This window comes from Photobacterium japonica, from assembly GCF_050337005.1.
Lineage (GTDB): Bacteria > Pseudomonadota > Gammaproteobacteria > Enterobacterales > Vibrionaceae > Photobacterium > Photobacterium japonica.
This window is the reverse complement of record NZ_JAKJSN010000027.1, coordinates 22,774-43,882: the sequence shown is the minus strand read 5'-3', so window position 1 is coordinate 43,882 and position 21,109 is coordinate 22,774. Positions and strand designations below refer to the sequence as shown.

Below are 21,109 nucleotides of genomic sequence, written 5' to 3'. Positions count from 1 at the left end.
GGCAGACGTGCCCATGCGTTATTTTTCAGATAACGTGCTCTCTGATTGAGGCGGTGTAATCGGCTCTTTTGGTCCTAAAAACTTTGGCTTCATATCAAGAATGTAAATATCCATGATGGCTTTAATGCGTGCGAGTACTTCGCGCGTACGAATTTTTAATCCGGCAAAGCCTTTAGGTTCAGGCACGGCTAAACAAATGGCATCAATGTTATTGTGATCGGCGATAAACAATGCCCGCTCACAATGAAAGCGTTGTGTAATGATAACAAAGTGGTCGGCGTCGAAGACGCGTTTTGCTCTGACAACCGAGTCCAATGTTCTAAATCCGGCGTAATCTAACACAATGTTCTCATCCGGTATGCCGGCTTTAAGTAAATCGCGCTTCATTGTCCACGGTTCATTGTATGACCGATGGGCGTTATCGCCGCTTAGCAGCAAGACATCTACTTTATCCTGCTGATACAGGGTAATGGCGGCATTGATACGGTATTGGTAGTATGGATTTAAGGATTTAGCAATATATTTGCTGGTGCCGAGTACTAAGCCAATAGAACGCGATGGGATCTCGGCTGGGGAGTCAAAAATGCGTGTTGAAGCCTGCGCTGAAAGCCACCGGTCGACCAGTAAAATGGAGGCGACCAGAACAATACAGACCACTGCACTCAAACGGAAAAAATTCAGCAGCTTCATAAAAACCTAGAAACAAACAAAAATAGACAGTAAGCCTAAGTATACTACCTTAATTATTTGAAAATGTTGTGTAAAAAAGTCGTCAAAAAACAGCAAAGAGTGAAGAAGGACAGAGGAGGGATGCTTTGGTGAGCATTCAACAAAAAAGCCCTTTGGTCGGACATACTGGATTCGAACCAGCGACCCCTACTCCCCCAGAGTAGTGCGCTACCAAACTGCGCTAATGTCCGCCAAAGGGCTTTGTATTCATTGCGTTAGCAATTTATTGACCCAGTGTACAAGAGGTCGAATAGAATGCAAGATAGGGAATATGAGAAATCATACAGACATCTCATATTCAACATTTAGCGGCAGGGTGTTGCGCAAAAAACGGTCAATCGGTTGTTGCCATTACTCTTCTATATGGATAGTTGCTGAGCAATTACCGCGGAAGTTACGGGCTGTCGGGCCTGTCGTGAGTTTTTCTTGCAGCGAAGAGTAACGCTCGAAATCGTTACTAAGGTTAATGCGCACTTCTTGCAGGTAGCGTTTTTTCAAGCAAGAAAGTTGGATGCGCTGAGTCGCTTCGCGACCTAATTGTTTGGTTAAGGTGCGTTGGAAATCCACCACGGTCACGGAATCCCCCATGTGTGCTTTTATATATTCACCGATCGGTGAACTGTCCACTTGCTTGACCAGTCCGGCTGCAAGCAAGAAATACGCATCATCTTCACGGGTCTGGCATGTGCCGTGCTTTTTCCATTGGTAAGCACCAAAATCTTTTTCATAATAAAAATTAGGCATCCATGGGGCTATCGTGCTGATAGTGCTCGGTGATAGCGACATCTTGTTATTGGGTGCACAGTGACCATATTTGATGCCACACGCACGCTTATTAGGCCATAATCCGTGAAGCGTCATATTGTGAATAGTGCGCTGCCCTTTTGCCATAGCGACACATTCTGGCTTTTTCGTTTTGCTGTTACTGTGTTCACAAAACCCAGGTTGCCAACTGACAGCAAGCACATAAGAATCATGCAACCCTTTGGTTATACATTGTTTTTTATTTGATGAATCTGTGCCTGAAGCCGCGCCTGATGTCCCATTATGAGCATTTTTCTTACCACTGTTGACGGGGGTAAACGCAGCGTTACCACAGCGGGTATTGACCCAGCGCGTGTTAGGTATCGCGTCGGGTACGCGAATTTGTACCCAATCACCATCAACCTTATTGAGGAACAAGGTCTGATATTTCGTCCCGATTTTGGTGTGGTGGGAGCCGGGGTTACTTTTTTTCTTGATGGACTGATAAACCGGGCAGGTGTCTGTCGCGGTAAAGTGTCCGTCTACTTTTACGGAGGCCAGAGTTGGGGACGCGATAAAATAGCTCAGGGATAAAATGAAGATGCGAATGAGTGTATGCATGGAAGTTAGGCAATGTATTATCAGAGTCAAAATATGAGACCTATTATACACGAGTCTATGTATACACGAGTGCCTATCAGGGATTCGCGAGTCAGTTCAGGGGTATATTGTCTTTATTCTAAATGTAGCACACCCTGAGTTGCCAAAGTGAAAACTCTGAACCAAACTACTGGTATATGCAGCTCTCAATGCCTTTCAGTGTACGATTCAGTGGATGATAGATTCGATGAAATTTAAGTTCACTTACTTGGAAACAAGAGGTATCATCGGCGCATCTGCCTTGTGTGGTCTTCAGCTATTGCCACAACCCTTGCTTTCAAACGAATCAGTGATCTGCATCGTATGTGGTTCAATATTACAGAGATTTTCTCTCTCGATTGAGATAATTTTATTCGTCATCATTTTCGATCGCCGTGTGCGGCATTACATCTGTTAATTGGCTTATGCTAAGCCTGTCGCACAATCATGGTATTCGGTTCAAGAGGTAATATTCATGGATAATTTCGCAGCTGCTGAAAAAGCATTGTCAGCAATGTTAAAAAACGTTGATACAAAAACAGGTTCAGTGAAAGAAGAACGTGCTGACTACCGTCAAATGCTGATTGATTTCGCGGATGAAGTACCGGGTCGTCAGAAGGCTGTAATTAAGCGTATGCCTATTCACAAGATTAATAATCTTATTGCGGTACTTCATGAGTTTAAAGATGAAGCGCGTCAGGCACGTATGAGTGAGATTCTTGCTCAAATGGAAAAAGACGGCGTACACCCTGAAGAGCTACTAGAATTAGAAAAGGGTGAATAATACCCAATAGCTTGCATATAAGGCGTGTCAATTATCTTGTTTTTGACAAGCAATAAAAGCAAAACGCGACCTGTAGGAAAAACTTCCTAAACATTCTTTTTCTTACTTTTATGCGCATTCTTATTTCAAGACGTACTTGCTTTGACAATACGGTTTGAGATTGGCTTATTTGTGTCGCTTTTGTTGTGCTATCCGTTATCCCTGATAAACACGCTGCGATCAGGCAGAATAAATTATCCTACCTCTTTAGTGTGCCAAGGGATCTTGGTGCACTTTTCTTGTATGTCGTTTCATGGTGATATTGTTCATTGTTATGGGAGACACTTAACACTTCCCCCTCTCTGATATCAACAGAGATAATGACAATATACCCGACGGCGTTTAGGATAAATCTTTAAACGTGCGTGAATGAATGGCACGCATGCTTGTGAATAAAAGGCAAAATACCGTGGAAACCTTGATTCAATCCCACCAACTGGGAAAGTCGTACGGACACTTCCGTGCATTGATGGGTGTTGACCTTCAATTACAAGCAGGGCAGGTGCTGGGTTTACTGGGTCACAATGGTGCCGGTAAATCAACGCTGATCAAAAGTCTGCTTGGCTCTCATGATTATGAAGGCACATTGTCGGTGTTTGGTTTAGAGCCACAAAAACACCGTGTCAATATCGTGCAAGATCTCGCTTATATATCCGATGTGGCCTTATTGCCAGAATGGATGACGGTAAAGCAAATCATTAAATATATGGCGGGTGTGCATCCAAAATTTGATGCAGACAGGGCGTATCAATATCTTGCGAATACCGATGTTCAGCCAAAGGTAAAAATAGCTCGCCTTTCTAAAGGCATGAAAGTGCAACTGCATTTAGCCTTGATCATGTCATCAGACGCGCGCGTGCTTATTCTTGATGAGCCGACGTTAGGGCTTGATTTACTCTTCCGTGAACGTTTTTACCAGCAGTTAATGGCGTGGTTTCAGCAAGGGGAGCGCGCATTAATTATCGCAAGCCATGAAGTGAATGAAATTGCCCATTTACTGACCGATGTGCTGATCCTAAAGAAAGGCAAACCGGTGTGTGAAGGGTCGCTGGCACAAGTCACGGCACGCTATGCCAAAGTGGATGTACCGATGGACAAAGTGAAAATGGCAGAAACGGCGAAGCCGCTATTTATGCAACTGGGGGAGAACGGTGCGGTGGCCTATTACGAGAATGCTCGACCAGAGAAACTGTCGACGCTCGGTGAGGTTTCTTGTCCGACATTAGCTGAAATTTTCATTGCTATTCAGCAGGAGGCGTAATGAAAACATTATTGACCTTGCTGGAAAAAGAATTATGGGAATATCGTATTGTCGTTAAACTGCCGTTATTTCTTGCGCTGTTTGCGGTGTTGAATTTTGCCTTTGTGATGATGGGCGATAATGTGACATTTTCTATTCAATCAAGCGGTAATGGTTTGATTGATTGGGGGTTAACCCAAGATGGCTTTGCTGGCTTAATCGGTAAATTAAATGTACTGATTGCTGGTATGTTATACCTCATCTTGTTTATGATTTACGTGCCAAAGACGCTACGTAAAGAAAAGCAGGAAGGGAGCCTGATGTTTTGGCGCTCCATGCCAGTGTCTGATCATCTAACTGTCGGGGCGAAGCTGATCTTTATTTTGGGTGTGGTGCCACTGATTGCCTCCTGCCTGCTTATCTTCTCTGATCTGGTTGTGTGGTTACTGGCCATGCTGTGGCTACCGGCAGATATGATGCAGTCTATGCACATCTCATTACCGAGTATTGCGCTGCATTGGGGACAGTTTATGGGCACATTAACCCTGATGAGTTTGGCTTTATTGCCATTGGCGTGTGGGTTATTGGTGGTATCACAGTTGACGCGCTATCCGTTATTGACCGTGATGTTTGTGATCGTCATTATAAAGATTGCGCTTTTCCAAGCCACGGGTAGCGGTGAGTTAGGCCGCCAATTGACGGATATTTATTGGTTGCCGGTGGATATCCTTATCAGCGGTTCATCGCTTGATGCATACCTTGCATTTGGTACGGTGGCGAACGGTTTCATGCTGGTGGCGGGGATTGCATTGTATTTTGTGACCTGCTGGTTACGCGGTCGTGATGATGCGACCAAAGCAGTCTGATATTAATGAGATTGGATAGCTGATAGCGGTTAATTTTGGCCGGTCATCGCACATAAAGATGAAGACAAAAAACGGAGAGTAAGCATATTACTCTCCGTTTTTTTGTATCTATTGATAGCGTGGGTGACAGCTATGCAGCAGCAACATTCTGAAGATATTGAACCTCACGCTTGTACTTACGTACGTTGCGTGACAGAGTCCCTTTAGGGACGTCAAAGCGTTTTTCAGCTTCATAGCTTGAGAGGCCTTCAAAAATCACGGCTTCGACGGCGACACGCTGGTTATCAGATTTAAAAATCCGATCCGCAATAATCTGGTATTGTGTACGGTTCATATAATACTCGCTAGACAAAATTTCAAAGCAAAGTGCTAAGGTATAACAAATTCGTTCTCATTTATGTCTTTGAGAGTACCAGCCGAACCCTAACAGAACCTTAATCGATTAAGCGTAATCCTGTTGGTAATGCATCCCCGAACACCCGTTTTGTCTCGCTTTCCGTTAATACCTTCACGCTTGATACCATCTCAATCCAGCTTTCAGGTACTTTGCTTAATTGTAATTTCTTCAATACTGCCTGACGGTTAGCGTCATCAACATCCAGTGTGCGGTCGCCTGTCATACGACACATCATGACGGCCGCAAAGGCAATGTTGGGATCTTTACGCCAATCAAAATCCATTAATTCAGGCAAACAAAAAGCGATATGTTGCGGCGTCAGCAGGTTGTGTGCACTGCCAGAAAATGGACTACGGGTCGCAATACGGCCAATGGCCCACCAATGGGCTTGCGCATATTGGGTTTTTTGTAAGCGTCCAAAAATCCATTCAATCAACTGCAGCTTTTTATCAAACGGAATATTTTCCAGTGATGCCGCTAAACGTACCATATCCTCGTAGCTGCGCTCCTGCATCTCTTTGGCTAGCTTGCTGTCACGCGTGGCGCTGGGATTGATGTATTTCGCGATGTCTTTGTAGATCACCAATTGCTGCTCTTGGCTAAGACCGCCTGCAATACGGCGCCAGAATGTCCACCAGTCGCTCCACGTTTGCGTGTTGCTTTCAGATTGGACCCCATGCTGGTACAACGCCCACACTTGTTCCATGCGCCATTCATCCGTGGGGTAACCAAAGCCAGGGCGTAGGGCAAACCCAGTGAGTTTTAGCCAATTTCGCTCATGGATATCTGAACGGCGACGGCGTTTTTTACTCTCGAGCAGAGAATCGGCCAATGCGCGCAAGCACGGCGTTTCCCAGTTATCACGTTTACCTAAGCATTTTTCCAGCTGAGTACGCAGGGTTTTAATGGTGTTGGCATCGGCGTTTTTCGTGCTACCTCCGTAGGCCTGTTTAACCAATGCGATGGCATCGTCCATGTGCGCGGGTAGGGCAGACTCTGCCAATGTACCCCCAGCTTGGCCTTGATTGAGTTTGGCGATGTCTTTACGGATCGCAAACTCTACTTTCCAACGCTTGTTTTCATCGTGCGTACTAACGCATTCGATTTGCAGCGTACCGACTTCGGTGAGCTGGCAAGCCAGTGTCACTTCTTCGCGATCCTTTTGGTTCGCGGCCAAGTCAGCGCGATCTTTTTCGCCGTCTAATGTAGCAATGAATGGCGGTAGCGCCACAAAGCTGTCGGCTTCGAGGGTGTACAGGCCGCCCGCTTGGGTATGGGTGTCATCCGTGGATGACATTAAATTAAAGCGGACCGGTTCGCCCAAGGTCAGGGCAAACTTGCGATCTTTTAAACGAATTTCAGTGCCTTCATCCAGCCCTTTGGGCAAGATGCATAATCCTTGCTTGGCTTTTTTCTTTCCTTCTAGCGCCAAGAAGAAGGAACGCGCGGAGCCTCCGCCAATTTTCAATTGTGCGCCGTGGCGGGCTTTGGCATAAGCCACTGCACCGTACGCGACAGCCAGGTCGGGATGCGGGTTGCTAAGTTCAATGACAGGCTTTCCGCGCCATTGCGAAAACGTGGATAGCACGCGTTCAGACAGTAATGGGCTATTGAAAACACCGCCATTAAGCAGTACGGCCACAGGGATAGCCGGTTGCGACGGTGAAATGTTGACCCCTTGCGCAGCGAACGATTCACGACACACGGTATCGTGCAGATCAATGAACTGCGCCATGTGTTTACTGATAGCCGGATCGGCAGCATACGGCAAACCGAACTCGACAACTGCCGCTTGGCGTTGGTTCGGCTGGTCGGTAAAGTCGGTTTGAGGGAAGAAACCATCCAGCGCCACGCTGTGGACTTCATCACGGGTAAGATCGACGCTTTTAGCGCCGCCAATGAGGCGAGAGCCGCTACCTAGCATGGTCACTTTCGCGGTGTCTGGTGCGTTGCCAGAGAGTAGCTTCTCTTTGACTTTGCGGGTCTGTTGGATCAACTTTGATAGGGCGGCCGCACTGAGTTTTTTATCTGCGCCATGCAAGCGTTGCTCAGCCAAGTGAGCCAAGGCCAAGTCAATATTGTCACCACCCAGCATGAGGTGATCGCCCACGCCGATACGATCCAGTGTCAGTTTGTCTTCTTTGGTGCCGACTTTAATCAAGCTGAGGTCAGTGGTACCCCCGCCGACATCGCACACCATCAATAGGGGGATATCTTTTAACAGCACATCGGCTTGGGCTTTGTGGCTAGCGTACCAGTCATAACAGACCGCTTGTGGCTCTTCGAGCAGCAGAATGTTATCTAAACCTGCCAATTTGGCGGCTTCTAAGGTTAGCGCGCGTGCCGCTTCATCAAACGAGGCCGGTACAGTAACCACAACTTCTTGCTCATTGAGCTTGTCGCTAGGGTGGTGATAATCCCATGCTTGACGTACATGGTTTAAGTAACTGGCACTGGCCACCACTGGCGAGACTTTATTGACGCTGGCATTCGAGGACCAAGGCAGAATCGCTTCATTACGATCAACGCCGGTGTGTGACAGCCAACTCTTGGCACTGACGACTTGACGGCCTTCGACTTTTGCACCTAATTCACGAGCAAATTCACCGACAATGGCGTAGCTGATATCGCCGCTGACTGGGTGGTGATCCCAAGGGAGGACCAGTTGCGTGGGATCCATTTCGCCTTCGGCTGGGTGATAACGGAAAGAGGGCAATAAGGGCTTTCGGACGACTTCCCCGGGGGCGATGAGCTGGTCTATCTCAAAGATAGTAATAGGACTGGACTCAAGGTCGTCAGAGATCGGGGTATAGGCGACAACCGTGTGGGTTGTGCCGAGGTCGATACCAACAAGAAAACGAGGGGAAGGCATGCGTTACTCCAGAGCAGATCGTTCGATGTATAGCGATTCGGAATGACCGATTTTAGCGATAGTATACCGCTGTATAGCAATATTCGCGGAGATAAATCTTTGATTTCAGTCTGCGTTTGTATCAAATGATGTCGATGTCATCACACCATCATCATGAAGAATGAGAGGGATAGAAAAACGGCGCCCTTAGGCGCCGTTTTGATGGGGATCAGTTGTCGCGTACGTCGAACTCGACTTGCCACTTCTGACCGCCATCGGTCGGAATGGCCTCTAGGCACAAGGTGCCCAGTTCCGTTACACGTGAGGCTAAGCGAACAGGCACAACTTCACCGGCGCTACGGCCTTCAACGACAGGCAATGTCACTTGAATAGACGGCAATTCTTCAAGTTCTTCCGGCTGCCACCAATCAAGGTGTGTACCCGCGGGATCTTCACGGCGAACCGTTGAACCGAAGAACTTAAATTGTACAGGCTGACCAATCACCAGACCGAATTCGCGGCTTGGGACATCGGCATGTGTGCCTTCTTCCATACCAAACGGTGCCACACAAAGGGCTTCCACTGGTGGTTCCATACCTGGAATCGCAGGCATAGAGCTTTCGATACCCACGTAGTAGCTGCTTGCAATACCGCCACGGATACGCACGCCTTTACCTTTACGTACTGAGCCGTAGTAAGACGCGCCGCTTGCTACTGCAAGGTCAAGATCCAGACCTGTCAGGCGTTTGGCTTCGTCGCTGCCCGCTGTTGTTAGCCAGCTGTTGATGATCGCCATTAGACGATCAGACAATAGATCAGACTTCAGTACACCACCGTTGAACAATACCGCTGTTGGACGAATAAAGCCTTCGTGCAACTGCTCATATTTTTCAAACAATTCGTCGACAGCAGAAGACTGACGGCTTAGGAAACCCGCAACATGGCGAGATACAGCAGCATCTTGTGCGTATGGTAGACCCATTTGCGTTAGGGCGCCGCGCTGCATTTCAACCGGATGTTCTTCAATCGCGGTACGCGGGAAGAAACCTTCTACCAGCGTTTGTTGTACTTCTTCTTGTGTCAGCTCTGTTTGCAGCGTACCACCCAGTAGCTTAGAGCCACGGCTTGGCACGACGATTGGCACAGCCGCCAATTCTACATCGCTTAATAGGGCTTCTTTCGCGTCACGACACGCGTGCGTGATTGCTTGGATCTGCCAAGGTTGTAGCGGCTTGCCTTCTTGCGCCAGTTTCATCTTCAGGCGGTAGGCAAGGGCTAGGTCCATGTTATCGCCACCCAATAGGATGTGATCGCCAACAGCCACGCGGTTCAGTGTCAGGTTGCCTTCTTCTTCCGTTACGGCCACCAAAGACAAATCCGTTGTACCACCACCGATATCGACAACCAAAATCACATCGCCAACCGTTACCTGGTCACGCCATGTTTCTTCGTTGTTTTTCAACCAGCTGTATACCGCCGCTTGTGGTTCTTCGAGCAACGTCATGTGCTTGAAGCCCACTTCACGTGCCGCTTCAGCGGTTAAATCACGGGCTGCTGGGTCAAACGACGCCGGTACCGTGATCGTCACGTCTTGTTCAAACAATGGCGAGTCAGGGTGTTGGTGATTCCATGCGTCAGCAAGGTGTGCCAAGTAGTGGCGGGTTGCTTCAACAGGCGAGGCTTTGATCACTTCTTCAGGGCTGTTCAGCGGCAAGAACGCATCACGACGGTTAACACCACCGTGGCAAAGCCAACTTTTTGCACTTGAAATAAGACGGATAGGGGTCTTGCTGCCAAGGTTACGCGCCATGGCACCGACGATAGCGTTCGGTTTTGCGCTCCATGGCAGTGCGGTATCGCCTTCGGCCAATTCGGATTCATGTGCTTGGTACATGAAAGAAGGCAGTTGATCTTTTTCTTCCACATTGCCCGGTGTGGTCAGTTGGGCAATTGGCATGACAGTGACAGCGGCGTCTTCGTCATGAAGGTCAACATACGATAAAACACAGTGTGTAGTACCTAAGTCGATACCGACACTGTAGCGGTGTTCTTGTGTCTCTTGCATTACAGTTCTACCTCAGCAGCGGCAACAATCTTCGCATCGTGGCCTTCTGCCAATTTTGGCAGTTTCACGTCAGTAACTTTCCAGCCACGGTGAATAAGGGTGCCGGTAAATGGTGCTTCACCTACAACGTTACCTGTTAGGCGGACTTCAGAGGCATTGAAGCCTTGTGGTAGCGTAATGCGTGATTCTTCTTCTTCGTCACGCACTGGGGCAAAGCGGAAATATTCGTTAAGGACTTTCTGACCACCTTCGTGGATCACACGGGCAGCAGCGCCAATTTCTGCATCGGCAAAGCCTTTCAGATCTTCTTGCATGAAGTCGATAAAACGCGCTTCCTGCTGAAGCAACGACAATAGCTGAAGCGCTGCATCAGGGGTAGCGGTTTTCAGTTTCGGTTCAACCTCAACGATTTTCTCTACGATCTTTTCTACTTCAACGATTTTTTCGACTTCGACAATTTTCTCGACAGGTTTTTCAACCTCGACAATCTTCTCGACTTCTTTTTCGACGACTTTTTCGATTTCAACCGGTTTGCCTTTCTTGGCGATGTAAAGTACTAGCATGACCAGCAATAAACCACCTAGCCAAGCATGCCCCATGTCGATCGTTGTCGGCATTGCCGATAAATCCACAGTTAATTTAGAAAAATCAAAAGCCATAATCCGTCTTCTCTATCAAGTGAGATTACATTCACAAATTAGGTAGAATATTATCATAATCAAGGTGCATTACACTGTTGCGCATGAACTTTTTGACCGATTTGAACCATTTGGGATTCTTGTCGGTGAATTAAACAGCAACTCGTACTGACAAAGCCCTGTCATAAGTACATAAACAGAGTGATATGCTGTGATATTTTCCCCATTTCCTTTTTCTTCCCCTTCATTTTTAGTGCAAATTGTCGGGAACGGTGAGTGAATTCATGAAATTGTCGCAAGATTACGGCACTTCAAGCAGAATTCAGTTAATATCGGCGAGTTAAATATTATCTATTTAGGTGAGAACATGTCATCAGACTATTGCGGAACCAGTGCAGCCTATGCACGTCAAGAGCAAGGCTATCGTGAAAAAGCATTGAAGATATACCCTTGGGTATGTGGTCGCTGTTCCCGTGAGTTTGTTTATTCTAATCTGCGTGAATTAACCGTCCACCATGTGGATCATGACCACACCAATAACCCTGCTGATGGTAGCAACTGGGAACTATTGTGTTTGTTCTGTCATGATCACGAGCATGAAAAGTACACCGAGCACGATAACCAAATGGGTAGCGTGGTAAAAGCCGGTGATAACGATCATGTGGCGGCGACATTCAATCCGTTTGCGGATTTGAAAGCCATGATGGAAAAAGGTAAAAAATAACAGGGTGAACAGCCCTGTGTCGGCCTTTGCCTGTGCTTACCGATAACAAGTGCTCCTATATAGCAAGTGTTTAGCGATAAGTAAGGGGCTTAGGGGTAATCCAGCAGCGTTTTAATCTCGTTCAGGTTATCGGCGATCCACTGTTTGTTGATCGCCCCCCAATCACTGACTTCATAGTGACCACTCCGGTTACGTGCGCCTTCCTCCTGCACAAATTGGCAGCTGATATCCAGCTCCGCCAAGCTTTTTATCGTGTCTTGCGCGGTTCTTCGTGGCATGCCGGTATAAGACATAATCCCTGGCACGTTTGCGACGCCATGATCAATTAAATACGCCACATATAACCGTCTGTAAAAACTGGCTTTGGTTTTGCTTACTGTCATCCCATTTTTCCTTTTTCTTGGAATGTTAATTCGTTAGCCGTCAGGGTAACACATTCATCCTACGCTGCGGTTGCATTGTTAGGCCATCTTGGATGGTGCGCTTTTACTGAATGGGTTATCAATTTCTCAGAAGCTAACTAGAGTTAACAGTATCGAGTGAAAGGGAGGGATGTCATGACAGATGACAATCGACACCGTGCTGAGCTCAAAGCTTTCTTGTTTATTACCATTATTTTATTTCCGATTTTGGCTGTCGCGGTGGTGGGCGGTTACGGGTTCTTTGTGTGGTTTTTGCAGGTAGTGACAGGATGAAAGAAAGACACTGTGGGTGACATAAATAGGCATCTTGCACTGATCAATACAATAATTTAACGATGTAAAGTGAGGGAGCAATGACGTGTTCTCGGCGTAAATTTCTTAAAGCGCAGGCGGCGGCCAGTGCAGCAGCGGTAGCCGGTATTTCACTGCCCGCAATAGCCAGTAACGTGGTGACGGACGCCAGCCAAACAAAAATCACTTGGCGAAAAGCCCCTTGTCGATTTTGCGGAACGGGGTGTTCGGTGAACGTTGGGGTGAAAGAAAATCATGTGGTAGCGACCCATGGGGACATTAAGTCACCGGTCAATCGTGGCCTGAATTGTGTGAAAGGCTATTTCCTGTCCAAAATCATGTACGGTGATGATCGTCTGACACTGCCTTTATTGCGGATGACCGATGGCAAGTTCGATAAGAATGGGGAATTTACCCCGATCTCTTGGGATCAAGCCTTCGACATTATGGCAGAGAAATGGAAGGCAACGTTAAAAGCGAAAGGGCCGGAAGCCATTGGTATGTTTGGCTCGGGGCAGTGGACCATCTATGAGGGCTATGCCGCCTCGAAATTGATGAAAGCCGGCTTTCGCTCGAACAATATAGATCCGAATGCACGACATTGTATGGCGTCAGCTGTAGTGGGTTTCATGCGTACCTTCGGGATGGATGAGCCTATGGGCTGCTATAACGACATTGAGGCGGCCGATGCCTTTGTGTTGTGGGGTTCGAACATGGCCGAGATGCACCCCATACTCTGGACCCGTTTAACCGATCGCCGTTTGTCTCATCCCGATGTGAAGGTCGCCGTACTCTCTACCTATACCCATCGCAGCTTTGAATTGGCTGATATTCCCATCATCTTTACGCCGCAAACCGATTTGGCCATCCTCAATTTTATTGCGAATTACATTATCTCCAATAACAAAGTGAATCAGGACTTTGTCGGTAAACACGTTAATTTCAAACGTGGGGCGACGGACATCGGTTACGGGTTACGCCCTGATAATCCGTTACAGGAGAAGGCGAAAAACCCAGACAGTGGTGCCTCGGAGCCGATGAGTTTTGAGGAATATAAGGCCTTTGTCTCGGACTATACGGTCGAGAAGGCCAGTGACATGTCGGGTGTACCGAAAGAAAAGCTTATTGAATTGGCCGAACTGTATGCCGATCCGAATGTGAAAGTAACGTCGTTCTGGACCATGGGCTTTAACCAGCATACTCGCGGCGTGTGGTGTAATAATTTGGTGTACAACATACACCTACTAACAGGCAAGATATCCACGCCGGGCAACAGCCCATTCTCGTTGACAGGGCAACCGTCCGCCTGTGGGACCGCGCGAGAAGTCGGAACGTTCTCTCACCGTTTACCGGCCGACATGGTTGTGACCAATCCTGAACACCGTAAAACCGCAGAGAAAATCTGGAAGCTGCCTGAAGGCACAGTACCGGAGAAGGTCGGCGCCCATGCGGTGTTGCAAAACCGGTTATTAAAAGACGGAAAAATTAATGCCTACTGGGTACAGGTGAATAATAACTTGCAAGCGGCGGCCAATATCAATGAAGAAGGGCTGCCTGGGTATCGTAACCCTGACAACTTTATTGTGGTATCGGATGCTTACCCGACGGTGACCGCACAAGCGGCTGATTTGGTGCTGCCTTCTGCGATGTGGGTAGAAAAAGAAGGGGGCTACGGTAACGCGGAGCGTCGTACGCAATTGTGGCACCAAATGGTGCAGGCGCCCGGGGAGGCGAAATCCGACCTTTGGCAGCTCATGGAATTCTCCAAACGGTTTACCACGGATGAAGTATGGCCCGCTGAGCTATTAGCGGCTAATCCCGCGTATAAAGGGAAGACGTTGTTTGAGGTGTTGTATGCCAATGGCAATGTTGATGCGTATCCACTCGAGGACATCCCCAAAGATGTCACCAACAGCGAAGCGCAGGTGTATGGCTTCTATGTGCAAAAGGGGTTGTTTGAAGAGTATGCCCAATTTGGCCGTGGACATGGCCATGATCTCGCGCCCTTTGATCGTTACCACGAAACGCGCGGGCTACGTTGGCCAGTGGTTGATGGCAAAGAAACGTTGTGGCGTTATCGCGAAGGGTCTGACCCGTATGTGAAAGCCGGGGCGGGATTTGAGTTTTATGGCCATGCAGACGGCAAAGCCATTATTTTTGCCTTGCCGTATGAGCCGCCAGCAGAAAGTCCGGATGACGAATACGATATGTGGCTCTCAACCGGGCGCGTACTGGAGCATTGGCATTCTGGTTCGATGACACAACGGGTGACAGAGCTTTATAAAGCGTACCCAGATGCACAAGTGTTTATGCATCCCGATGATGCCAAACAACGCGGACTGCGGCGTGGGGACGAAGTGAAAGTCGTGTCTCGACGTGGGGAAATCTTAACGCGGGTTGAAACCCGTGGGCGCAATAAGCCGCCTAAAGGGCTCGTGTTTGTACCTTGGTTTGATGCCAGTCAGCTCATCAATAAAGTCACTCTGGATGCGACCGACCCCTTATCCAAGCAAACGGACTTTAAAAAGTGTGCGGTGAAAGTGGTGAAAGCATAAGGGGAGACTGAGCATGAACAGACTGATTTCGTTGCTTCTATTGATGTGGGTAAGCACCATCGTCGGGGCGGCGGGGGGGATTGAAAGCGATGACCTCGCCACCTTGCGTCACTTTGCGTTACAGGGGGAGCCCGAGCCACCATTGATGAGTAAAACCATTAATAACGACCGGATCCCGGCGCGCAGTTACCCGATGCAACCGCCGCTTATTCCGCATAAGATCGACAACTACCAAGTTGATTTGAACGTAAACAAATGCATGGCCTGTCACGCGCGCAGTCGCGTAGAGGAAACGCAGGCGAGAATGATCAGTGTCACTCACTATATGGATAGAGACGGTAATTTTCTGGCAGAGCTGTCACCGCGACGGTATTTCTGTCAACAATGTCATGTGGTGCAGACCGATGCAAAACCTCTGGTCGGCTCCACCTTTACCGATCTCGATACGCTGCTCGATGAAGAGAAATAAGGAGGAGGCGTATGTGGCAATGGTTAAAGAAATGGTGGGCGCTGTTGCGTTCACCAGCCAAGTATTTCAGCTTGGGGTTCCTGACCTTAGGGGGCTTCATTGCTGGGATCATTTTCTGGGGGGCGTTTAATACAGGGATGGAACTCACCAATACCGAAACCTTTTGTGTGAGTTGCCATAAAGACAATGTCTACCAGGAAATCCAAGGGACGATCCATTTTACCAATCGTACAGGTGTGCGGGCGATTTGTTCTGATTGCCATGTGCCGCACAATTGGACCGATAAAATGGCGCGAAAAATGCAGGCATCAAAAGAGGTGTGGGCATGGATGACGGGGTCTATTTCGACCCCAGAAAAATTTGAGGCGCGCCGATTGCACATGGCGGAAAGGGAATGGACGCGGATGAAGAAGAATGATTCATTGGAATGTCGCAACTGCCACGAATTCACCTATATGGACTTTACCCAACAATCGCAACGTGCCTCTGTGCAGCATTCCACATCACTGGCTGATGGGTCAAAAACCTGCATCGACTGCCACAAAGGGATAGCACACCACTTACCTAACATGCAGGGGGTGGAAGGCTTTTAGTGTCACGGAGAGCAGAAAAAGTTAGTCGTAGACACGGTTTTTTGATGATAAAAACGGTTATTGTTGCTTCATTGTGGAAATAATGGCCGCAGTAGCCGTTTTTGTTTTTATCTTTGCATCAAAAAGAGGGCAATTTTTCAGAGATTTATTACGTGTGATAGTTTTTTTTAGGGAGAACACCCTATTCCCAAATATGACAGTGGATTTTGCTATTTTTTTCGTGCTGCAGAGCGTATGATTCGAGCCCAACACTGGTGGCATAGCCACTCGCAATGACTCCCTCTCGAGCTTATGTAATGCGGTTATTTTATGAGTAAATCTACCTCGCCTCGTTTTTCTTGGACGTTTTTAACCCCACGCAATTGGCCAACCCTGTTGTTGATACTGACGATGTATCTGATCAGTTGGTTGCCTTATACGTGGCTACGCCGTCTTGGTCAGGGTATTGGCCGTACGGCCATGCGTTTGATGAAAAAACGCCGTTTCACCATTGAGCGAAACCTAGCATTGTGTTTCCCCGACATGTCGACAGCGGAACGCGAAGCGATCATTAAACAAAATATCGATAATGCTGGCTTGGCGCTGTTTGAAACGGCCATGGCGTGGTTCTGGTCTGATGCGCGTGTAAATCGCCATGTGCGCATTGAAGGCATGGAATATATGGAGCAACTCGAGCGTGAAGGTAAAGGCGTTGTGTGTATTGCGGTGCATTCGATGAACCTAGAGCTCGGCGCTCGTGCATTCGGTATTCATAAATCGGCAAGCGGTGTATACCGCCCGAATAACAACCCTTGTTATGATTACTTCCAGCATAAAGGGCGTTCTCGCTCAAACCGCACCTTGATTGATCGAAGAGACGTAAAAGGCATGCTGAAAGCGCTGCGTAATGGCGCCCGCGTATGGTATGCACCGGATCACGATTACGGCCGACGTCGTGCGACGTTTGCGCCACTCTTTGCGGTAGAAAATGCCTGTACGACCATGGGCACCAGTTTGCTGGTGGATAACAGTGGTTGTGAAGTGTTGAGTTTCACCATGGTACGTGAGTCAGACTCTGGCCAGTACGTGATCCGTATTTCACCGACCTATGCCGATTTCCCGCGCGATCAGCCTGAAGAGGCCGCTGCGTATGTGAATAAGATTGTGGAATCTTCTATCATGCAGGCCCCAGAACAGTATATGTGGCTGCACCGTCGTTTTAAAACGCGCCCTGAAGGTGAGCCGTCGCTGTACGAGAAAGCAGAACCAGAACTGACGCCGCATTCGGCATAAACGTTACGGTTATTGCTGTTGAAACGAGATAAAAAGAAGCAAGCTGAACGCTTGCTTCTTTTTTTTGTGTGGTTATTTTTCCTGCTTCCTGCTTCCTGCTTCCTGCTTCCTGCTTCCTGCTTCCTGCTTCCTGCTTCCTGCTTCCTGCTTCCTGCTTCCTGCTTCCCTGTATATATCGTACGTATTGACAACGTGTTTAACTAATATGTGAGCAAAATCTCATCGTTGGCTTAATACAAGCTGAAAAGTCTGCGGACTGTTTTGTAACGTCTTGAGAATAAAAAAAACTGACAATAATATACTCATATCGTATAGCTTTCCGTATGCAAATATGTGTGTGGCAACGTATTGATTCAGCTAACATTGAATACGGAATAACAAGAAAAACGGGATCTGAATGTATGAGTAAGTTCATTGCACCCACTTTTAGTAAGTCATTACTGCATCCGCGCTATTGGTTAGTGTTACTCATGGTTGGTTTGATGTACCTATTGAGTTGGTTGCCGTACTTTATCCAATTCCGCTTAGGGCAGGTCGTGGGGCGATTAGGTATGCGCCTTGTTAAAGCACGTAAAGCGACCATTATTCGTAACCTTGAATTGTGTTTCCCGGATATGCCGCCCGAAGAGCGTGACGCAATTGTCAAAAAGAACATCGACAATACAGGCTTAGCGCTGTTTGAAACCAGCATGGCATGGTTCTGGCCGGATCTTCGCGTACAGCGTCATGTAACTTATGAAGGGTTAGAACATATCCATCAATTGGAAGCGGAAGGGAAGGGGGTCCTGCTGATTGCAGTGCATTCGTTGAATTTAGAATTGGGTGCCCGCGCATTTGGACTACAAATCCCGGGCATTGGCGTGTACCGCCCCAATAATAACCCTTGCTTTGATTACTTTCAGTACCACGGTCGATTACAGTCGAATAAAGTGCTGCTTGATCGAAAAGACGTGAAAGGGATGTTGCATGCTCTGCGCACGGGCGAGCGAGTATGGTACGCCCCGGATCATGACTATGGTCGTCACCGTTCGGCCTTCGTTCCGTTGTTTGCGGTTGAAGATGCGTGCACGACCACAGGGACCAGTTTGCTGGCTGATGCGTCACATTGTGCGTTAGTGCCTTTTGCGATGATCCGAAATACTGATTCAGGCCAATACACCTTGAAAGTGTTCCCACCGCTGGATAAGTTTCCGCACCGTGATGAAGAAGCCGCTGCCGCGTACGTGAATAAGGCGGTGGAGCGTTCCATCATGGAAGCCCCTGAGCAATACATGTGGTTGCATCGTCGCTTTAAAACCCGTCCAGAAGGGCAGGGGTCGCTGTACAAATAGCAGCGCGCAGTATCAAGCTTTTCAATGGAAGGGACCTCGTTTGCAGCTGGCCTTTTCATGACGTGGCACTTATAACGTACTTACTGAAAAAGCACTTCTGATGAAGTGCTTTTTTTATGCATAAAAAAGGCGACCTAAGGTCGCCTTCATTTTTGCGTAATCGATACGTATTACTGTGCTAGCGAGTAGAAGATCGCAGACATAGAAATCAGACCGATGATCACAACGAATACGTTGCTGATCGCGCCTGAGTATTGACGCATTGCCGGTACTTTCTTGATAGCGTACATCGGCATGATGAACAGCAGCATCGCAATGATTGGACCGCCAAGGCTCTCAATCATACCCAAGATGCTTGGGTTGATGGTGGCTACTGCCCATGTTGTAAGCAACATGAACAACGCAGTGATGGTATTCAGCGTTTTGTTGCTCACTTCTTTACCGCGTCCACGTGCTACTTTCAGCATCAGACCATTCATGCCTTCACTTGCACCCAAGTAGTGACCAAGGAAAGATTTAGTGATAGCAATGATAGCCACAATCGGGGCTGCGTATGCGATCATCGGTGTGTTGAAGTGGTTAGACAGGTACGTCAGGATAGAAACGTTCTGTGCTTTTGCTTCTGCAAGGTTCGCAGGCGACAAGCTCAATACGCAGCTGAACACGAAGAACATGACAGTGACAACCATCATGATGTGGCTGCGTGCAAGAATGCGTGCACATTGCTTTTCAGCTTGCTCGCCGTATTCTTTCTGCTTTGCTACCGCAAAGGATGAAATTACAGGCGAGTGGTTAAACGAGAACACCATCACCGGTAGGATCAACCAAACTGCCATCAGTACCGTTGTCATACCGCCTTCAGCTGGCATAACGTGATCGAAGATCGAGCTGTTCCAGTAAGGCACCAAGTACATTGCCAGCATCAGCAATACAGCAACGAATGGGAATACCAATACGCTCATGGCTTTAATGATAAGTTGCTCGCCTAAACGAACAATCGCCATCAGGGCAACGATCAGCACAAAAGCTAATACCGCACGCGCTGGTGGCTCAATGCCAAGCTGGAACTGCATGAAGCTTTCAACGGTGTTGGTCAACGCCACGCTGTATACAAGCAAAATTGGGTAGATCGCAAAGAAGTAAAGCAGAGTGATGACTTTACCCATGCCAGCGCCAAAGTGTTCTTCTACCACTTCAGTGATATCGGCACCTGGGTTAGAGCTCGAAAGGACAAAACGTGTCATGCCACGGTGCGCATAGTAGGTCATTGGTAGTGCAAGAATAGCCATGACCAAAAGTGGGATCAAACCGCCCACACCTGCGTTAATTGGCAGGAATAGTGTACCTGCACCTACAGCGGTACCGTATAGGCCTAGCGCCCATACTGTATCGCTTTTGCTCCAACCAAGCTTTTTATCGCTAGCGGCAGATGATGCAGTATTGTTTTTCACAGAGTCCATTATGGACATCTCCTTTTTAGGTATCGTTTATATAACCTTCAAAGGGTTCTCGCTGTGTATCTTCCATGCTTTGTCATGAATGATTCAATGACAAAGGAATATGAGCAGGATGCGGCGTTAAATCGCTGCATTCAAAGGTGAACATGGCAAAGGCGAGTGGTGAGAGAAGTCCGCTTAGCGGTCAAGTGGCTTCGTTGATGTCCGTTATCTTTCGGTGCAATTCCATGCGAGTACATCGCTAGTGGGTCATGTCTGCTCGATATCTCTAATTAATAAAACCTTTAAACGACAAATTGAACCCTAGATAGGAGGGCGGATTATAGGGGAATATCCATACCATACCTATGGTTTTCCATTGTTTGTTCGTCTGTTTGCACAAATATCAGAAAGTATGGTCAGAGTATCGCCAGTGATTATGTGAAGGGGCATGACAAAAAAAGAAGAAAAAAAAAGGAAAAGACAGTGCTTTTCCTTTTTCAATAGGGGTGAAACCGACGCGAGGAATTAGTCGCGGAAGTTATCAAACTGGAATGGCTGACCGAAATCACCTTCACGGATCAGTGCCATGACGCCTTGCAGGTCATCACGCTTCTTTCCGGTTACGCGGATTTTGTCACCTTGAATCGCAACCTGCACTTTCATTTTTGCGTCTTTGATCGCTTTGACAACTTTTTTTGCGATCAAGCTTTCTACGCCTTGTTTGAAAGCCACTTCTTGGTAGAAGGTTTTGCCTGAGTGAACGATGTCTTTCAGTTCCATCGCTTTCGCATCAACGCCGCGCTTTGACAAGTTACCGCGGAAAATGTCCATCATCTGGTTGATCTGGAAATCAGACTCTGCAGACACTTTGACGACTTCTTTGCTTAGGCTGAAGCTGGCATCGACATTACGGAAGTCAAAACGTGTCGCGAGTTCACGGCCAGAGTTATCTACAGCATTCTTCAGTTCTACGTTATCAACTTCAGAAACAATATCAAAAGATGGCATGGCTAAATCCTAA

19 protein-coding genes and 1 tRNA gene are annotated in these 21,109 nt (G+C 47.8%); 10 read left to right on the top strand and 10 right to left on the bottom strand.

Going from position 1 to position 21,109, the window contains the following annotated elements:
* Positions 1-18: 18 nt before the first annotated feature.
* From L4C36_RS11935 to L4C36_RS11925, 3 genes are all read right to left on the bottom strand, one after another.
* Positions 19-690 (bottom strand): SanA/YdcF family protein, encoded by a 672-nt coding sequence (locus L4C36_RS11935; RefSeq protein ID WP_428478029.1) that lies wholly within the window; start codon positions 688-690, stop codon positions 19-21.
* A 153-nt stretch (positions 691-843) separates the two neighbouring features.
* A tRNA-Pro gene (locus tag L4C36_RS11930) sits at positions 844-920 on the bottom strand.
* A gap of 160 nt (positions 921-1,080) precedes the next feature.
* Entirely contained in the window at positions 1,081-2,094 is a 1,014-nt protein-coding gene (locus L4C36_RS11925) for a ribonuclease T2 family protein (protein WP_428478028.1), read from the bottom strand.
* Positions 2,095-2,587: 493 nt separating this feature from the next.
* Here L4C36_RS11925 and L4C36_RS11920 point away from each other — a divergent pair, with 493 nt between their 5' ends.
* From L4C36_RS11920 to L4C36_RS11910, 3 genes are all read left to right on the top strand, one after another.
* Positions 2,588-2,896, top strand: a complete 309-nt coding sequence (locus tag L4C36_RS11920) for a hypothetical protein (protein ID WP_428478027.1) — start codon at positions 2,588-2,590, stop codon at positions 2,894-2,896.
* 448 nt (positions 2,897-3,344) lie between these two features.
* The gene (locus tag L4C36_RS11915; protein WP_428478062.1) at positions 3,345-4,196 is read left to right on the top strand and encodes an ABC transporter ATP-binding protein; all 852 of its coding nucleotides are present in this window, start codon (positions 3,345-3,347) and stop codon (positions 4,194-4,196) included.
* Entirely contained in the window at positions 4,196-5,041 is an 846-nt protein-coding gene (locus L4C36_RS11910; protein WP_428478026.1) for an ABC transporter, read from the top strand. The genes L4C36_RS11915 and L4C36_RS11910 overlap by 1 nt, the downstream gene beginning before the upstream one ends.
* Positions 5,042-5,171: 130 nt before the next feature.
* Here the strand turns inward: L4C36_RS11910 and L4C36_RS11905 are convergent, their stop codons facing one another.
* The 4 genes from L4C36_RS11905 to L4C36_RS11890 form a co-directional block, all read right to left on the bottom strand.
* Positions 5,172-5,375, bottom strand: a complete 204-nt coding sequence (locus L4C36_RS11905; RefSeq protein WP_428478025.1) for a helix-turn-helix domain-containing protein — start codon at positions 5,373-5,375, stop codon at positions 5,172-5,174.
* 100 nt (positions 5,376-5,475) lie between these two features.
* Positions 5,476-8,310 carry an Hsp70 family protein gene (locus tag L4C36_RS11900; protein ID WP_428478024.1) on the bottom strand — a complete coding sequence of 945 codons (2,835 nt, stop codon included), beginning with the start codon at positions 8,308-8,310 and terminating at the stop codon, positions 5,476-5,478.
* Between the two features lie 208 nt (positions 8,311-8,518).
* Positions 8,519-10,354 (bottom strand): Hsp70 family protein, encoded by a 1,836-nt coding sequence (locus L4C36_RS11895; protein ID WP_428478023.1) that lies wholly within the window; start codon positions 10,352-10,354, stop codon positions 8,519-8,521.
* Positions 10,354-11,013 (bottom strand): DUF2760 domain-containing protein, encoded by a 660-nt coding sequence (locus L4C36_RS11890; protein ID WP_428478022.1) that lies wholly within the window; start codon positions 11,011-11,013, stop codon positions 10,354-10,356. The genes L4C36_RS11895 and L4C36_RS11890 overlap by 1 nt, the downstream gene beginning before the upstream one ends.
* Before the next feature lie 346 nt (positions 11,014-11,359).
* On the opposite strand from L4C36_RS11890, the gene L4C36_RS11885 reads away from it, so the two are divergent.
* On the top strand, positions 11,360-11,716 hold the full coding sequence (locus L4C36_RS11885) for a YajD family HNH nuclease (protein WP_428478021.1): 357 nt from the start codon (positions 11,360-11,362) through the stop codon (positions 11,714-11,716).
* 89 nt (positions 11,717-11,805) lie between these two features.
* Here the strand turns inward: L4C36_RS11885 and L4C36_RS11880 are convergent, their stop codons facing one another.
* The gene (locus tag L4C36_RS11880) at positions 11,806-12,099 is read right to left on the bottom strand and encodes a winged helix-turn-helix domain-containing protein (RefSeq protein ID WP_428478020.1); all 294 of its coding nucleotides are present in this window, start codon (positions 12,097-12,099) and stop codon (positions 11,806-11,808) included.
* A gap of 174 nt (positions 12,100-12,273) precedes the next feature.
* Between L4C36_RS11880 and L4C36_RS11875 the strand changes: the two genes are divergently transcribed.
* The 6 genes from L4C36_RS11875 (at position 12,274) to lpxL (ending at position 18,649) form a co-directional block, all read left to right on the top strand.
* Positions 12,274-12,411 carry a periplasmic nitrate reductase, NapE protein gene (locus L4C36_RS11875; protein WP_428478019.1) on the top strand — a complete coding sequence of 46 codons (138 nt, stop codon included), beginning with the start codon at positions 12,274-12,276 and terminating at the stop codon, positions 12,409-12,411.
* 80 nt (positions 12,412-12,491) lie between these two features.
* Positions 12,492-14,984, top strand: coding sequence for a nitrate reductase catalytic subunit NapA (gene napA, locus L4C36_RS11870; protein WP_428478018.1), 2,493 nt, complete (start codon positions 12,492-12,494; stop codon positions 14,982-14,984).
* A 13-nt stretch (positions 14,985-14,997) separates the two neighbouring features.
* Positions 14,998-15,453: a nitrate reductase cytochrome c-type subunit gene (locus L4C36_RS11865; protein ID WP_428478017.1), complete on the top strand. Its 456-nt coding sequence runs from the start codon at positions 14,998-15,000 to the stop codon at positions 15,451-15,453.
* A gap of 11 nt (positions 15,454-15,464) precedes the next feature.
* A complete protein-coding gene (locus L4C36_RS11860) occupies positions 15,465-16,046 on the top strand; it encodes a NapC/NirT family cytochrome c (protein ID WP_428478016.1) in 582 nt (193 codons plus the stop codon).
* Positions 16,047-16,355: 309 nt separating this feature from the next.
* A complete protein-coding gene (locus L4C36_RS11855) occupies positions 16,356-17,318 on the top strand; it encodes an LpxL/LpxP family Kdo(2)-lipid IV(A) lauroyl/palmitoleoyl acyltransferase (RefSeq protein WP_428478015.1) in 963 nt (320 codons plus the stop codon).
* A 401-nt stretch (positions 17,319-17,719) separates the two neighbouring features.
* Entirely contained in the window at positions 17,720-18,649 is a 930-nt protein-coding gene (gene lpxL / locus L4C36_RS11850) for an LpxL/LpxP family Kdo(2)-lipid IV(A) lauroyl/palmitoleoyl acyltransferase (protein WP_428478014.1), read from the top strand.
* Positions 18,650-18,819: 170 nt separating this feature from the next.
* Here lpxL and L4C36_RS11845 read toward each other — a convergent pair whose 3' ends face one another.
* Positions 18,820-20,109, bottom strand: a complete 1,290-nt coding sequence (locus L4C36_RS11845; RefSeq protein ID WP_428478013.1) for a serine/threonine transporter — start codon at positions 20,107-20,109, stop codon at positions 18,820-18,822.
* A 504-nt stretch (positions 20,110-20,613) separates the two neighbouring features.
* On the bottom strand, positions 20,614-21,096 hold the full coding sequence (locus L4C36_RS11840) for a YajQ family cyclic di-GMP-binding protein (RefSeq protein ID WP_428478012.1): 483 nt from the start codon (positions 21,094-21,096) through the stop codon (positions 20,614-20,616).
* Between the last annotated feature and the right edge of the window lie 13 nt (positions 21,097-21,109).

Excerpts from the sequence above, each read along its gene's own strand:
- L4C36_RS11860 (WP_428478016.1), top strand. The coding sequence starts at position 15,465 with ATGTGGCAATGGTTAAAGAAATGGTGGGCGCTGTTGCGTTCACCAGCC.
- L4C36_RS11905 (WP_428478025.1), bottom strand. The coding sequence starts at position 5,375 with ATGAACCGTACACAATACCAGATTATTGCGGATCGGATTTTTAAATCT.
- L4C36_RS11900 (WP_428478024.1), bottom strand. The coding sequence starts at position 8,310 with ATGCCTTCCCCTCGTTTTCTTGTTGGTATCGACCTCGGCACAACCCAC.
- L4C36_RS11910 (WP_428478026.1), top strand. The coding sequence starts at position 4,196 with ATGAAAACATTATTGACCTTGCTGGAAAAAGAATTATGGGAATATCGT.
- L4C36_RS11895 (WP_428478023.1), bottom strand. The coding sequence starts at position 10,354 with ATGCAAGAGACACAAGAACACCGCTACAGTGTCGGTATCGACTTAGGT.
- L4C36_RS11925 (WP_428478028.1), bottom strand. The coding sequence starts at position 2,094 with ATGCATACACTCATTCGCATCTTCATTTTATCCCTGAGCTATTTTATC.
- L4C36_RS11865 (WP_428478017.1), top strand. The coding sequence starts at position 14,998 with ATGAACAGACTGATTTCGTTGCTTCTATTGATGTGGGTAAGCACCATC.
- L4C36_RS11935 (WP_428478029.1), bottom strand. The coding sequence starts at position 690 with ATGAAGCTGCTGAATTTTTTCCGTTTGAGTGCAGTGGTCTGTATTGTT.
- L4C36_RS11840 (WP_428478012.1), bottom strand. The coding sequence starts at position 21,096 with ATGCCATCTTTTGATATTGTTTCTGAAGTTGATAACGTAGAACTGAAG.
- L4C36_RS11885 (WP_428478021.1), top strand. The coding sequence starts at position 11,360 with ATGTCATCAGACTATTGCGGAACCAGTGCAGCCTATGCACGTCAAGAG.
- L4C36_RS11875 (WP_428478019.1), top strand. The coding sequence starts at position 12,274 with ATGACAGATGACAATCGACACCGTGCTGAGCTCAAAGCTTTCTTGTTT.
- lpxL (WP_428478014.1), top strand. The coding sequence starts at position 17,720 with ATGAGTAAGTTCATTGCACCCACTTTTAGTAAGTCATTACTGCATCCG.
- L4C36_RS11880 (WP_428478020.1), bottom strand. The coding sequence starts at position 12,099 with ATGACAGTAAGCAAAACCAAAGCCAGTTTTTACAGACGGTTATATGTG.
- napA (WP_428478018.1), top strand. The coding sequence starts at position 12,492 with ATGACGTGTTCTCGGCGTAAATTTCTTAAAGCGCAGGCGGCGGCCAGT.
- L4C36_RS11855 (WP_428478015.1), top strand. The coding sequence starts at position 16,356 with ATGAGTAAATCTACCTCGCCTCGTTTTTCTTGGACGTTTTTAACCCCA.
- L4C36_RS11845 (WP_428478013.1), bottom strand. The coding sequence starts at position 20,109 with ATGGACTCTGTGAAAAACAATACTGCATCATCTGCCGCTAGCGATAAA.
- L4C36_RS11890 (WP_428478022.1), bottom strand. The coding sequence starts at position 11,013 with ATGGCTTTTGATTTTTCTAAATTAACTGTGGATTTATCGGCAATGCCG.
- L4C36_RS11920 (WP_428478027.1), top strand. The coding sequence starts at position 2,588 with ATGGATAATTTCGCAGCTGCTGAAAAAGCATTGTCAGCAATGTTAAAA.